The sequence below is a fragment of the Enterobacter cloacae complex sp. IR5402 genome, assembly GCF_049238125.1.
Lineage (GTDB): Bacteria > Pseudomonadota > Gammaproteobacteria > Enterobacterales > Enterobacteriaceae > Enterobacter > Enterobacter hormaechei_C.
On the sequence record NZ_JBMKHO010000030.1, the window covers coordinates 1 to 13549 of the forward strand.

Annotated in this window: 12 protein-coding genes and 2 tRNA genes; 5 read left to right on the plus strand and 9 right to left on the minus strand. The window is 52.1% G+C overall.

Going from position 1 to position 13549, the window contains the following annotated elements:
• Positions 1-80 (plus strand): IS1 family transposase (locus tag ACOTXL_RS23565; RefSeq protein ID WP_001401901.1); only part of this gene is annotated, 80 nt, incomplete at its 5' end.
• Here ACOTXL_RS23565 and ACOTXL_RS23570 read toward each other — a convergent pair.
• From ACOTXL_RS23570 to dnaQ, 3 genes are all read right to left on the minus strand, one after another.
• Positions 74-3595: an Ig-like domain-containing protein gene (locus ACOTXL_RS23570; RefSeq protein ID WP_052686678.1), complete on the minus strand. Its 3522-nt coding sequence runs from the start codon at positions 3593-3595 to the stop codon at positions 74-76. The genes ACOTXL_RS23565 and ACOTXL_RS23570 overlap by 7 nt on opposite strands.
• Positions 3596-4028: 433 nt before the next feature.
• Positions 4029-4105, minus strand: a tRNA-Asp gene (locus tag ACOTXL_RS23575).
• 132 nt (positions 4106-4237) lie between these two features.
• On the minus strand, positions 4238-4969 hold the full coding sequence (gene dnaQ, locus ACOTXL_RS23580) for a DNA polymerase III subunit epsilon (RefSeq protein WP_057979995.1): 732 nt from the start codon (positions 4967-4969) through the stop codon (positions 4238-4240).
• Here dnaQ and rnhA point away from each other — a divergent pair.
• Positions 4923-5501 (plus strand): ribonuclease HI, encoded by a 579-nt coding sequence (gene rnhA / locus ACOTXL_RS23585; RefSeq protein WP_162184627.1) that lies wholly within the window; start codon positions 4923-4925, stop codon positions 5499-5501. The two genes, dnaQ and rnhA, sit on opposite strands and share 47 nt — an antisense overlap.
• Here rnhA and ACOTXL_RS23590 read toward each other — a convergent pair whose 3' ends face one another.
• Complete coding sequence (locus tag ACOTXL_RS23590; protein ID WP_023324185.1) at positions 5502-6218, minus strand: class I SAM-dependent methyltransferase; 717 nt, start codon at positions 6216-6218, stop codon at positions 5502-5504.
• Between the two features lie 32 nt (positions 6219-6250).
• Here ACOTXL_RS23590 and gloB point away from each other — a divergent pair, with 32 nt between their 5' ends.
• Complete coding sequence (gene gloB / locus ACOTXL_RS23595; protein ID WP_022650425.1) at positions 6251-7009, plus strand: hydroxyacylglutathione hydrolase; 759 nt, start codon at positions 6251-6253, stop codon at positions 7007-7009.
• A 68-nt stretch (positions 7010-7077) separates the two neighbouring features.
• Entirely contained in the window at positions 7078-8442 is a 1365-nt protein-coding gene (mltD, locus tag ACOTXL_RS23600; protein WP_022650424.1) for a murein transglycosylase D, read from the plus strand.
• Between the two features lie 52 nt (positions 8443-8494).
• On the opposite strand, the gene ACOTXL_RS23605 is transcribed toward mltD, so the two are convergent.
• The 3 genes from ACOTXL_RS23605 to ACOTXL_RS23615 form a co-directional block, all read right to left on the minus strand.
• On the minus strand, positions 8495-9268 hold the full coding sequence (locus tag ACOTXL_RS23605) for a class I SAM-dependent methyltransferase (RefSeq protein ID WP_045332021.1): 774 nt from the start codon (positions 9266-9268) through the stop codon (positions 8495-8497).
• Positions 9269-9345: 77 nt separating this feature from the next.
• Positions 9346-10146, minus strand: a complete 801-nt coding sequence (locus tag ACOTXL_RS23610; RefSeq protein WP_003863247.1) for an endonuclease/exonuclease/phosphatase family protein — start codon at positions 10144-10146, stop codon at positions 9346-9348.
• A gap of 137 nt (positions 10147-10283) precedes the next feature.
• The gene (locus ACOTXL_RS23615; RefSeq protein WP_045337376.1) at positions 10284-11459 is read right to left on the minus strand and encodes an MFS transporter; all 1176 of its coding nucleotides are present in this window, start codon (positions 11457-11459) and stop codon (positions 10284-10286) included.
• A 103-nt stretch (positions 11460-11562) separates the two neighbouring features.
• Between ACOTXL_RS23615 and yafC the strand changes: the two genes are divergently transcribed.
• On the plus strand, positions 11563-12468 hold the full coding sequence (gene yafC, locus ACOTXL_RS23620; RefSeq protein WP_032657297.1) for a DNA-binding transcriptional regulator YafC: 906 nt from the start codon (positions 11563-11565) through the stop codon (positions 12466-12468).
• A gap of 30 nt (positions 12469-12498) precedes the next feature.
• On the opposite strand, the gene dkgB is transcribed toward yafC, so the two are convergent.
• Together dkgB and ACOTXL_RS23630 are read right to left on the minus strand one after the other, a co-directional pair.
• Complete coding sequence (gene dkgB, locus ACOTXL_RS23625) at positions 12499-13302, minus strand: 2,5-didehydrogluconate reductase DkgB (RefSeq protein ID WP_045351169.1); 804 nt, start codon at positions 13300-13302, stop codon at positions 12499-12501.
• A 160-nt stretch (positions 13303-13462) separates the two neighbouring features.
• Positions 13463-13539: transfer RNA gene (locus ACOTXL_RS23630), tRNA-Asp, on the minus strand.
• Between the last annotated feature and the right edge of the window lie 10 nt (positions 13540-13549).

A 13549-nucleotide genomic window follows, 5' to 3' on the forward strand; every position in this document is an offset into this window, starting at 1 on the left:
AGTCACTGTCGTTCTCAAAATCGGTGGAGCTGCATGACAAGGTCATCGGGCATTATCTGAACATAAAACACTATCAGTAAGTTGGAGTCATTACCGTGCTTCCCGCTTCACCAATACCATTGATAACCGGTTTGCTGTCATCGGTGATTTCACCGCTGGCCACGTTACCCTGACGGCCGCCGACATCATCCATTACGGACGTAATGTTCAGCACATCGCCGGTTGCTACAGGTGGGGTGTAGTCGGTCACCAGCACAAAATCATCCGATTCCGGACCGGTGTTGCCCGCTTCATCCGTTGCGGTAGTGGTGATATGGTGCTCACCTTCTGGCAGAGGCGTAGTTGGCGTGAACTGCCAGGCGCCTTTATCGTCCGCAATCGTCGAACCAATATGCTCACCGTTGTCGTAAATATCGACACGGCTGCCCGGCTCTGCAGAGCCGTTGAAGGTTGGGTTTGCGTCGTCGGTGGTGCTGCCGTTGCTCAGATCGCCGCGAATAGTGCCCACGTCATCCGTTGCGGATCCCAGCACAGGTTTTTCCGGCGCGGTCGCATCGACGGTGATATCGAAGGACGGTGAGGTCACCTCGTTACCCGCCGGATCTTTGGACACCACGGTCAGGCTGTGATTGCCGTCAGCCAGATCCTGCTCTGGCGTGAACGTCCAGTTGCCGTCCGGATCCACCACGGTGGAGCCCAGCACGTCGTCGCCATCTTTAATGGTCACGGTGCTGCCTGGCTTACCTTTACCGCTCAGTTCAGGGCGAACATCATCGGTCACGGTGCCCGGCTTTAGGTTGCCCACGATCGGGCCCTGATCATCCACCACTTCACCCACGGTAACCTGGTTTGGATCAGGGTCGACGGTGAAGGAGATCCCCGGCGACGGTTCACTGGTGTTGCCAGACGGATCGGTTACGGTAGTGGTGATCTCATGATCGCCTTTATCCAGCGGTTTGTCTGGCGTATAGGACCATTTACCTTCGTCATCAACGATGACGGAACCGATCTTCTCGTCGTTATCATAGATGTCCACCACGCTGCCCGGCTCGGCTTCGCCACTCAGGGTCGGGGACTGATCGTCTGTGGTGTCGCCTGAACCTACCGGTCCCTGCTTGTCGCCCACGTTATCATTGATAACGATATTTTCTGCCGGAGATGGTGCCGCAGTGTCAATCACGATCGGGAAGCTGCCGCTGGTGCGCGAGTTGCCCGCTGCGTCAGTCGCAGTGACGGTGAAGGTGTGCTTGCCATCAGCCAGCGCGGCGTCCGGAGTGAACGTCCACTTGCCGTTGCTGTCCGCCGTGACGGAGCCAATCACCTTACCGTTGTCGAGGATCGACACGATGTCACCCGGCGCAGCGCTGCCGCTCAGGGTTGGCGTGGTATCGTTGGTGGCGTCGCCTTTTTGCAGCGGGCCAAAGTGTGGTTCTGAATTGTCCACCACGCTGTTGATGGACGGCTGAGTGCTGATCGGGATCAGGAGGTTGATGTCGTAAGACGGTGCATCGCCCGCAACGCGGTTACCCGCCGGATCCTGTGTCTCCAGCGTCAGCTGGTTCAAACCTTCCGTCAGTGGGGTTTCAGGCGTCAGGCTCCAGGTGCCATCGCTGCCCACAACCGCTGAACCAATCAGGTGTTTACCGGAGGCGTCGGTGGTATAGACATAGACGGTATTGCCCGCTTCGCCGATACCGCTAATGAGCGGCTTGCTGTCATCGGTGATTTCACCGCTGGCAACGTTGCCCTGACGATCGCCTACGTCATCCGCTACGGCGGTAATTTTCAGAACATCTGCTGAAGCATCAGGCGCGGTAGTGTCAACTTCAAACTCCAGCGCTTCCGAGGGGTCGCTGGTATTGCCCGCCTTATCCGTTTGCGTAACGGTGATGCTGTGATCGCCTTCGCCCAGCGGTTTCTCCGGTTTCAGCGACCAGTTGCCTTCGTCATCGATGACGGTAGAGCCCAGAACTTCATCACCATCATAAATGGTCACGGTGTCGCCCGGTTCACCTTTACCGCTGAATACCGGACGCGTTTCGTCAGTGACGTCGCCGCCCTTCAGCTGGCCGGTAATCGGACCGGTATTATCTTCAGCATAGACCCTGTCCGGTCTTGCCGGCGGCGTGGTATCGACAATGATCTGGATCGGATCGGAGGGTTGGCCGACATTACCCAGCGGATCTTCTTCAATCACCTCAACGTTATGCTCACCCTCGCTGAGATCTTTCTCAGGCGTGTAGGTCCACTTCCCTTCGTCATCGACGATAACGGAGCCGATCTCTTTGTCGTTATCCTTGATAACGATGGTATTGCCCGGCGTGCCTTCACCGCTGAATGAAGGTTTAGTGTCATCCGTCACGTCACCCGGCTTAAGCGGACCCGTTACCGGACCGTTGTCGTCAATAACTGACGGCGTTTCTGCTTTCCCCGGAGGTTCCGTCAGAACAATAAAATCACGTTCATCAGAAGGCTCGCTGACGTTACCCGCTTTATCCGTCTGGCTAACCGTGATGCTGTGGTTGCCGTCAGTCAGGTTTTCTGAAGGTTTGAAATACCAACGACCGTCGTCGTTAACGCTGGTTTCGCCGATCTTTTTACCGTTATCGTAAATGGTAATCGTCGCGCCCGCTTCACCGGTACCGCTCATCTCCGGTTTTGGATCGTCGGTGTAAGCGTCTTCAAGGATCTCGCCGGTGACTTTACCCACTTTATCCATGATGTGCTCAATCGTTGGCGCATCTGGCGCAACGGTATCAACCACGATGGTAATGGGGTCAGACGGCGGGCTCATGTTGCCGTCCGGATCTTCAACCACAACGGAGAGGTCATGTTCACCTTCGCCCAGCGGCTTATCCGGCGTATAGCTCCATTCGCCTTCGTCGTCGACGATGACGGAGCCAATTTCCTTATCATTATCGATGATATGGATGGTATCGCCCGGCTTGCCTTTACCGATTAATGAAGGCGTTGAGTCATCAGTCACGTCTCCGGACTTAAGCGGTCCTTTAATCGAGCCTTCATCATCCACAGCCTTGCCAATGCTCGGTTTTTCGGGGGCGGGCTGGCTATCGCTTTCATCCTTGTCCAGTTCGGACAGAGCAAACGCAGCGCCAACACCTGCCGCCGCAAGCGCAAACCACCCTAACATGCCAAACAGCATGTCATTTTCGTCGTCCGGGGCAGACAAAAGAGGCCCACCGGCGCCTAACGGTTCACCGCCCAGGGCAACCGGAGCCAGACCACCTTCAGCCATGAGATAGCCATTATCGTAGCTTTCACCAGACAAAGGGATATAGGCATAAAGCAATCCATCTTCGGCCATACCCATCAGGGTTGGGTTTTTCGAATCGCCGTCAAAATAATTTTCAATAATAATGCTGGGCTGTGTGTCGCCTTCCTGAATAATATGTAACGCTTTGCCAACGCGTTGAAGCGTAATATTTTCTGGCGCAAAGTCGTCATTCACATTTTTCAGCAAATATTTATTGCCGGGGATAAGCTTTACCTTAACCGTACGGCCTGCATCTGCTGTCAACAACCGCGTTTTACCGTCTCCGTTGTTGACCGCTAAAATGACCTTATTTTCAGTCATACTTAAAGTCCTTGGTGAAATTCAATGCTAAATTAAGGACATATGCACATCGGCGTGAATACATCCTTTAGTGCCATGCTCTTATGCCTTCCTTACATAATTCACGCCCATAGAGTCTATTGACATGATGCTCAAAAATAGCATGACTGGTTTCTTTATAGAGGTAGGAAAAAACCACGAGAGAATCTACGCAGGATTAAGAATAGTTAACACCAGAGGGTTATTAAGAATGACGTGAAAACAGAATTATAAGAGGAGGGAAATGATGTAATTAACCTACACTATTTTTAAGCGGATTAGAATTGATTAAATACAAAAAACAGAATGGTATAAATATGATTTTCAGCAGATGTGCCAGAGCAGAAATTAAGGAAAACATGAGAAAGAGGAAAAACAAAAAGGCCCACGTTACAAGTAACGTGGGCCTGAATAGTGGCGGAACGGACGGGACTCGAACCCGCGACCCCCTGCGTGACAGGCAGGTATTCTAACCGACTGAACTACCGCTCCACTGTTCCCGTGTGGGGAACGAGGCGAATATTACGGTTTGACTCTGAACTCGTCAACGCTTTTTCTTAACTTTTGAATCGTTTGCTGCAAAAATCACCCAAACGATGAATTAACAAACGTTTCGGCACCTTTTCAGGCGCGCCACAGACAGCTCCCGCCCTTCTTCTGCACCAAATCAAGACGAGACTCGTGATTCATCAACTCTTCATCACTGGCTAAAACGACCCGTAAGCGATTCGCCTGACGCACAATGCGCTGAATTCCCCCTTCATCTCGCGTCTGCTGGGATTCATTTTCCATACTGAATTTCATCGACGTTTGCCCGCCGGTCATGGTCAGGTAGACATCGGCCAGGATCTGGGCATCGAGCAACGCGCCGTGCAGCGTTCGCTTGGTGTTGTCTATCTCATAGCGAGAGCACAGGGCATCAAGGCTGTTACGCTTGCCGGGGAACATCTTCCTTGCCAGCGCCAGGCTATCCGTGACTTTACAGAACGTATTCGTCTTCGGAATATCACGGTTGAGCTTGCTGAACTCATAGTCCATAAAGCCGATATCGAACGACGCGTTATGAATGACAAGTTCCGCACCTCTGATGTAGTCGAGAAATTCATCTGCGACGTCGGCAAAGGTGGGCTTATCCAGCAAAAACTCATCGGCAATTCCGTGAACGCCGAACGCTTCCGGGTCCACCAGCCGATCGGGTTTGAGGTAAACGTGGAAGTTGTTGCCCGTAAGGCGACGGTTCACCACTTCAACGGCACCAATCTCAATGATTTTATGCCCTTCGTAGTGGGCGCCAATCTGGTTCATACCGGTGGTTTCGGTATCGAGAACAATCTGGCGAGTAATTGCAGTGCTCATAGCGGTCATTTATGTCAGACTTATCGTTTTACTGAACGTTTCAAATACAGGAAGTCTACCAGAGATGCGTAAACAGGTAGAAATTTTCACCGATGGATCTTGTCTCGGTAACCCAGGGCCCGGCGGCTATGGTGCCATTATGCGCTATCGCCAGCATGAAAAAACCTTTAGTGAAGGCTATTTCCTGACCACCAACAACCGCATGGAGTTGATGGCGGCCATCGTGGCGCTGGAAGCGTTAAAAGAACATTGCGACGTGGTGCTGAGTACCGACAGCCAGTATGTCCGCCAGGGCATTACCCAATGGATCCACAACTGGAAAAAACGCGGCTGGAAAACGGCAGAGAAAAAACCGGTCAAGAATGTCGATCTCTGGAAGCGTCTTGATGCCGCCCTCGGACAGCACGAAATCAAATGGGAGTGGGTAAAGGGGCACGCCGGTCATCCTGAAAACGAACGCTGTGACGAGCTGGCTCGCGCGGCGGCATCCAACCCAACCCGTGAGGATGCAGGTTATCAACCTGAATCCTGATCACGGTTTTTTGTATTGCCGCGTGGCCCCCACGGTCTGGCGGATCCGCGTTTTTGATTTGCTTTGCTTCATTGGGTTTAGCGTAAGGGGGATCGTCCTCTTACGCGCGACAATAAATTGCATGCAGCCCAGCGCGGGTAAATGGGTGCTTAATAAGACCCCGCCTTTACGCGTCCAGGGGATGACCTGAAAACCCCCATAGCTCAGCACTTCGAAATTTAACAGTGAAAGCCAGTCCAGCTGGCGCATCATGGTAAACATCCTGCTGTTATAGGGCGGCATGCGGCGCAGAACGGGCGTCAGTTTACGTAGCCCCATCAGACTCAGCGGATTAAAACCGCTCAGGATCAGCCAGCCGTCATCAATCAAAACGCGGTCGGCTTCCCGCAGCAGACGATGGGGATCGCTGCACCAGGGCAGCGTATGGGCGAGCAGACAGGCATCAATGGATTTTTCCGCAAACGGCAAATGCAGCGGATCCGCTTTCACCTGAACCGGGGAGCCATTAAGCGATACGCTAACCTGATGCGAGATAGCGCAGCTTTCGGTATTGATTTCTGCGCTCAGATTGCCAATCTTAAGCAGGTGAAAACCATACATTTTCGCGAGCCAGGGTTTAAGCTGAAGTTCTAAGGCCTCGCGATAATATTCACCCCAGGGCAACTCTGCCCAACGTTCCGGTGGTGCGACAGTCTGAGGTATCCTTGCCGGTTTCATCAAAACACCCGCCACGCTATAAGAGGTAATGCATGAATCTTATCAGTATTTCCGCCTTTCAGGACAATTACATCTGGGTTTTAGTCGACGACGATCGCAGATGCATCATTGTTGATCCAGGCGAATCCGCACCGATCCTGCACGCGATAAAAGAAAACGGCTGGCAGCCTGAAGCGATCCTACTTACCCATCACCATCACGATCATGTCGGCGGTGTTCCCGATCTCCTTGCGCGCTATCCTCATCTTCCCGTCTACGGACCGGCAGAGACACAGGATAAGGGTACGACGCAAGTTGTCGAAGAAGGCGAAAGTATCCTCATCCTCGGGTGGGAGTTTTCCGTATTTGCTACGCCAGGTCACACTTCCGGTCATCTCTGTTTCTACAGCAAACCTTATCTGTTTTGTGGCGACACGCTGTTTTCTGGCGGCTGTGGAAGGCTGTTTGAAGGCACGCCAGAACAGATGTATCAATCTTTACAAAAAATTAATGCGCTTCCAGCCGACACCGTAATTTGTTGCGCACATGAGTATACATTAGGGAATATGAAGTTTGCTGCAAGCGTGCTGCCTGAGGATCGGGCGATTCAGGATTATTACCTGAAAGTGAAGGAGTTACGTGCAAAAAACCAAAAAACACTCCCCGTAATTCTGAAAAATGAACGACAAATTAATTTATTTTTAAGAACTGATGATGTTGATTTAATTAATAAAATTAATCAAGAAACAAATTTGTTACAACCTGAAGCGCGATTTGCATGGTTAAGGTCAAAGAAAGATAACTTCAGATAATTGCGGGTTGCCTTTTCAAAATTTCGCCGTTATCATCGCTCGTCTTTTAAGCAACTATTGACACACACATGAAGGCAAAAGCGATATTACTCGCCTCTGTCCTGCTTGTAGGTTGCCAGTCACAAAACGGCAGCAACGTACAACAGCACGCACAGAGCCTTTCTGCGGCTGGTCAAGGGGAAGCAGGGAAGTTTACGAGTCAGGCGCGATGGTTGGACGATGGGACATCCTTCGCGCAGGAACAAGACTTGTGGGCCTCTATTGGCGACGAGCTAAAGATGGGAATTCCGGAAAACAGCCGGATTCGCGAACAGAAACAGAAGTATTTGAGAAATAAGAGCTATCTCCACGATGTAACATTACGGGCAGAGCCGTATATGTACTGGATAGCCGGGCAAGTTAAGAAACGTAACATGCCTATGGAACTGGTACTACTACCCATAGTGGAGAGCGCTTTTGACCCGCACGCGACGTCTGGCGCCAATGCAGCAGGCATCTGGCAGATCATTCCGAGCACAGGGCGAAATTATGGTTTAAAGCAGACCCGCAACTACGATGCGCGTCGTGATGTTGTCGCTTCAACGACAGCCGCTCTCGACATGATGCAACGTCTGAACAAGATGTTTGACGGCGACTGGTTATTGACTGTCGCGGCGTATAACAGTGGTGAAGGTCGTGTACTGAAGGCAATGAAAGCGAATAAAGCGCGTGGAAAATCCACAGACTTCTGGTCGCTCTCACTGCCACAGGAAACAAAGATTTACGTACCGAAAATGCTGGCACTGAGTGACATTCTCAAGAACAGCAAACGTTACGGTGTACAACTGCCAACACCAGACGAAAGTCGTGCACTGGCGCGTGTCCGCCTCAGCAGCCCGGTTGATATTCAACAGGTTGCCGATATGACGGGTATGTCGGTAAGTAAGCTTAAAACCTTTAATGCAGGTGTTAAAGGCTCCACGCTGGGTGCTAGTGGCCCACGCTATGTGATGGTTCCGCAGAAACATGCGGAACAGTTACGAGAGTCTTTAGCTTCGGGTGAAATCGCAGCCGTTCAGTCCACGCTGATCGCTGATACGTCGCCTGTAAGCAGCCGCAGCTATAAGGTGCGTTCAGGTGATACGCTTTCAGGTATTGCATCACGTCTTGGCGTGAATGCGAAAGATCTCCAGCAGTGGAATAATCTGCGCGGATCTGGTCTGAAAGTGGGTCAAACGCTGAACGTAGGTGCAGGTAGCAGCGCACAGCGTCTCGCTAAAAACAGCGATAGCATTACCTATCGCGTACGTAAAGGCGACTCGCTGTCCAGTATTGCTAAGCGTCACGGCGTAAACATCAAAGATGTGATGCGCTGGAACAACGATACTGACAACCTGCAACCTGGCGACCAGCTGACGTTGTTTGTGAAAAACAGCGCTACGCCAGATTCCTGATAGTACGTTCGCTTGTTAAAAAGGCACCGATTCCCCTCGGTGCCTTTTTTGTTTATCCTGCTTTTTGCGCTTCAGCCATAATGGTGTCGCTAGTAAACGAACCATCGTCATGCAGCTCAAAGTACGCCTTCACATCAGCAGAGGCGCTCTCCTGGTACAATCGGATCGCCTGAGTTAATGCCTCGGGGGTGCGCATCCGCGCAATCCATGACGCAAACTCCAGCGGCAAACGGTCGGTTATCAATGAGCGTGAAATCAAGCCGGCTTCGGTGATAAACGTAAGCCACTCTCCACTGGAGTAGTTTTGCACGTGCGAGGTATCACGCAGCGCTTCAACCGTCTGGAGCCAGATATTTCGTACCGGATGTCCGGGAGACATCACGTCCATGATGATGAAGATTCCGCCCGGTTTGAGTACGCGTTTCACTTCCCGTAATGCCTGCCCCACATCATGCCAGTGGTGTGCAGAGTAACGGCTAATCACAACCTCAAACGATGCATCCTCAAAGGGTAATGATTCAGCGTAGCCCTGGCGCGTCGTGACGTTATTCAGCCCTTTCGCTTTCGCCGCTTCAGCGACCACATCGAGCATCTGGCTCGATAAGTCATACGCCGTCACCTGAGCAACCTGCTCTGCGGCGGTAAAACTGGCATGCCCCGCCCCGCAGCCTAAGTCCAGCACGTGCGCGTCAGGAAACGCGGCGAGCCGCTCGCCGAGACGCACCAGGTCGCGGCCAGAGGCGTGCACGGCGCTGCTCAGGTAGGCACTTGCCTGCGAACCGAACTGTTTATCGACGTTGTCATGATGGGAGTGTGTTGTTGTCATGTTGCTGTCCTTTTATGGGTTAAAAAATAAAGGGCAGCACCCGCACAGGCCTGCCCCACGGCAGACCTGACGCACCATTATTTATCAGGTTTGCCGGGACTGAATTCAACTAGTAGAGGATTATGATCGGAGGCGCGCGTCACCAGAACGGACGCATCGTGTACGCTCAAACCACGATAGAAGACGAAATCAAGAGGACGGCCAAACGCTTTCTTGCGCTGGTCATCGTTAAAACGAACTTCACGCAGCGACATTTCACGCGCGAAGCGGTACAACGCGTTCATACGCGGACGGCTCCAGGCATTGAAGTCCCCTGCCATAATGATCGGCCCACTGTGATGAGCAATCTGATCGCCAATGGGAAGTAACTGCTTACTGTACACATCAACACCGAGGCTGAAGTTCACCGCATGAATGTTTACCACCATCAGCAGACGGGTGTCGGGCAACGGATAGACTGTGACCAGCGCCGATTTTGCCAGACGCAGGATCGGCTCACGTTCACGCAGCGGGCAGCAATAGACCGGATGTGCGGCTGAAAGGGTCATCACCCCAGAAGGATGCTGTGGCAGAACAAAGGCAGGCACCTGATCGGCTGCAAGATAGTTTGTCGTTGCAAACCTGACCAGCTCAGGCGTGGTTTGCGCCTCCTGTAACAGAACCAGATGCGCATCTTTACCAAAATTTTGAAGTACGGATAACCACTCCGCACGCTGTTGTTTAAAGATGTTCCACACCAGTACGCGAATTTTTTCGTCACTGCTTAATGGCGTGCCCGCTGGTAATGCCTGACCCAGGCTCGCAAACGACCCCGGAGGCAAGATCCTCTCCGCGGGCATTCCGGCAACATAACGCATGGCATAGGTATTTTTTCGCACTTTTGGAAACGACCTCTGTAACATGAACCAGCCCGGAAAACGGACTGGTTCTAATGTTATAGGGATTTTAGGTCACACTTTCAACGCAATTACTGAGAAACCGCTTTCCAGTTTTGTAAGCAAGCACTTACTGATACTTATCCAAGCGCGACGCGAGCGGGTTTATCAAGCCGTCCACTCAGACCAATAAGGAGGAAAGCGACAAGCACAATTACCGCACCAATCCATGGCGTTTGGGTTAATCCAACGTGTTCAACCGTCTGCCCGCCGATAACCGATCCGAGTGCGATGCCGATATTGAATGCGGCGATATTCAGGCCGGATGCGACATCCACCGCATTGGGCGTATAGCGTTCGGCTTTCTGTACAACATAGACCTGCAATCCCGGTACGTTACCAAACGCGAATATTCCCATAACCAACACGGTTACCAGCGCGGCGTATTGTATCGACGCGGTGAACTGGAAAATCATCAGCAGGACAACCAGCGCGGCGAAAATGAATTTTAGCGCCGGTACCGCACCATGCTTATCTGCAAGCTTGCCGCCCCAGATATTGCCGATTGCGACGGAGATACCGTAGCCCAGTAAAATCCAGCTCACTGCGCCCGGAGAAAAACCAGCCAGCTCCTGCATCATCGGTGCAAGGAAGGTGAACGCAGTGAACACACCTCCATAACCCAGAGCCGTAACGGCATAGATCAGCAGCAGGCGCGGGTGTGTGAGAACCTTAACCTGATCGCTCAGGCTGGCGCTCGCGCGCCCCGGAATACTGGAGGGTACCAGCAGCAGGCTGGCTACCATAGCAATCACGCCCAACAGCGATACCGCGAGGAAGGTTTCTCGCCAGCCAAAATGTTGCCCAATAAACGTTCCTAACGGCACGCCGGTGACCAGCGCAACGGTTAAGCCGCCAAACATAATCGCAATGGCTGACGCCGCTTTCTCTTTTGGCACCAGGCTGGTTGCAATCGTGGAACCGATGGAGAAGAAGACACCGTGCGCGAGGCCAGTCAGCAAACGGGCAATGACCAGCGTGGTGTAGTCCGGAGCCTGCCACGCCAGAATATTGCCGGCGGTGAAGAGCACCATCAGGGCAACTAACAGTTTTTTACGCGCAAAGCGCCCAGTCAATGCGGTCAGCACAGGCGCCCCAACAGCGACGCCTAAAGCGTAAATAGATACCAGCAGCCCGGCAGAAGGCAGCGAAATGGCGAGTTGTTCAGCAATGGTGGGAACAAGTCCTACAATAACAAATTCGGTCGTGCCAATTGCGAAGGCACTGATCGTCAGGGCAAGAAGCGCCAGTGGCATAAATACTCCGTCTCTTCAGGATTAAGATGACAGGCAGTATGCGCCAGTGTTTAAATAACAAAAATGGTTAGAATCTCAATAGAATTTTGCGGATGATGCAATAATGAAAGCCACATCGGAAGAACTGACTATCTTTGTTGCCGTTGTTGAAAGCGGCAGCTTCAGCCGTGCGGCCGAACAGCTCGGGCAGGCGAACTCCGCCATTAGCCGCTCGGTGAAAAAGCTGGAGATGAAGCTCGGGGTGAGTCTGCTTAATAGGACAACGCGGCAGCTCAGCCTGACGGAAGAAGGTGAACGTTATTTTCGACGCGTGCAGTCCGTTTTGCAGGAGATGGCGGCGGCAGAAACGGAAATAATGGAATCGCGCAGCACCCCGCGCGGATTGCTGCGCATCGATGCGGCTACGCCGGTCGTGCTTCATTTTTTGATGCCGCTGATTAAGCCCTTTCGTGAGCGCTACCCGGAGATGACCCTGTCTCTGGTCTCCTCGGAAACGTTTATCAATCTTATTGAGCGTAAAGTGGATGTGGCGATCCGCGCCGGAACCCTGACGGATTCAAGCTTACGCGCTCGCCCTCTGTTCACCAGCTATCGCAAAATGATCGCGTCACCGCAATATATTGCAGAGCATGGCAAACCGGAGACCGTTGAGGAGCTGAAGCAGCACCTGTGCCTGGGCTTTACGGAACCTGTCTCGCTGAACACCTGGCCCGTAGCCTGTCATGACGGACAACTTCATGAGATCACCTGCGGACTTTCGTCTAATAGCGGAGAAACGCTGAAACAGCTTTGTCTTGAAGGAAATGGGATCGCCTGTTTATCAGACTATATGATTGATAAGGAAATAGCTGCGGGTCAGCTTGTAGAACTGATGGCTGACAAACGCTTACCTGTAGAGATGCCTTTTAGCGCAGTGTATTACAGTGACAGAGCGGTAAGTACGCGCATACGCGCTTTTATCGACTTCCTTAGCGAACATATAAAAACAGCTCCCGGAGGAGCTGTGTGAGGGTTTAAAGGTACAGAGGGAGGGTTTTTATTAATCCCAGTCTGGTGCTAACCCTTCCGGGCTGACAAGACGATCGTTGCATTCCAGTGCAGCGATCGCGTTTTTATCTTCATCATCAAGCTGGAGATCCCGCGCTAACAGGTTACTTGCCAGGTTTTCACGTTTGGTTGAAGACGGGATCACGGCATAGCCCTCACCCATCGCCCATGCCAGGATCACCTGTGCGGCTGTCGCATTGTGTTTCTCAGCGATGCGCGCAATCACTTCATCTTTCAGCGCCTTACCATATGCCAGCGTCATGTACGAGGTGATGTGAATACTATGCTGTTTCGCCCAGTCCACGACTTTGCGGTTTTGCAGGTAAGGAGAGAGTTCAATTTGGTTGGTAGCAATATTCTCTTTACCCACTGCGGCGATGGCCCTTTCCATCAACGGGATGGTGAAGTTAGAGATGCCAATTTCACGCGTTAAGCCTTGCTCTTTTGCTTCCAGCAGCGCCTGCATAAACTCTTCCACAGAGACGGCATCATCAGGAGATGGCCAGTGGATCAGCGTCAGATCAACATAGTCAGTACGCAGCTTTTTCAGACTTTCCTTCAGGCTTGGGATCAGCTTGTGTTTGCTGAGATTCTCAATCCAGATTTTAGTGGTGACGAAAAGTTCGTCGCGCGGTACGCCACTCTCTTCGATGGCCTGGCCTACGGCAGCTTCGTTATCATAAATCTGCGCCGTATCAATAGCACGATAGCCCAACTCGAGTGCGGTTTTAACAGATGCAATAACAACATCGTCTTTCAGGCGAAAAGTGCCCAGACCCAGTGCAGGGATAGTCATATGATTCCTCAATCGTTATGTTCGTAAACTGAGGAAGATTATCGCTGTAGTTGTTATGACGAAAAAGATCGTAAAACGCAGAGGATTTTTGCTAATTTCGCAACAATCAAACGACAGATAAGAAAAAAGCCCTGAGCGTTAGCTCAGGGCTTTTAATAAGTGGCGGAACGGACGGGACTCGAACCCGCGACCCCCTGCGTGACAGGCAGGTATTCTAACCGACTGAACTACCGCTCCACCGAATACT

Bases quoted from the DNA above. Each gene is read 5' to 3' on its own strand.
- mltD (WP_022650424.1), top strand. From the start codon at position 7,078: ATGAAGGCAAAAGCGATATTACTCGCCTCTGTCCTGCTTGTAGGTTGC.
- gloB (WP_022650425.1), top strand. From the start codon at position 6,251: ATGAATCTTATCAGTATTTCCGCCTTTCAGGACAATTACATCTGGGTT.
- yafC (WP_032657297.1), top strand. From the start codon at position 11,563: ATGAAAGCCACATCGGAAGAACTGACTATCTTTGTTGCCGTTGTTGAA.
- ACOTXL_RS23590 (WP_023324185.1), bottom strand. From the start codon at position 6,218: ATGAAACCGGCAAGGATACCTCAGACTGTCGCACCACCGGAACGTTGG.
- ACOTXL_RS23615 (WP_045337376.1), bottom strand. From the start codon at position 11,459: ATGCCACTGGCGCTTCTTGCCCTGACGATCAGTGCCTTCGCAATTGGC.
- ACOTXL_RS23570 (WP_052686678.1), bottom strand. From the start codon at position 3,595: ATGACTGAAAATAAGGTCATTTTAGCGGTCAACAACGGAGACGGTAAA.
- ACOTXL_RS23605 (WP_045332021.1), bottom strand. From the start codon at position 9,268: ATGACAACAACACACTCCCATCATGACAACGTCGATAAACAGTTCGGT.
- dnaQ (WP_057979995.1), bottom strand. From the start codon at position 4,969: ATGAGCACTGCAATTACTCGCCAGATTGTTCTCGATACCGAAACCACC.
- dkgB (WP_045351169.1), bottom strand. From the start codon at position 13,302: ATGACTATCCCTGCACTGGGTCTGGGCACTTTTCGCCTGAAAGACGAT.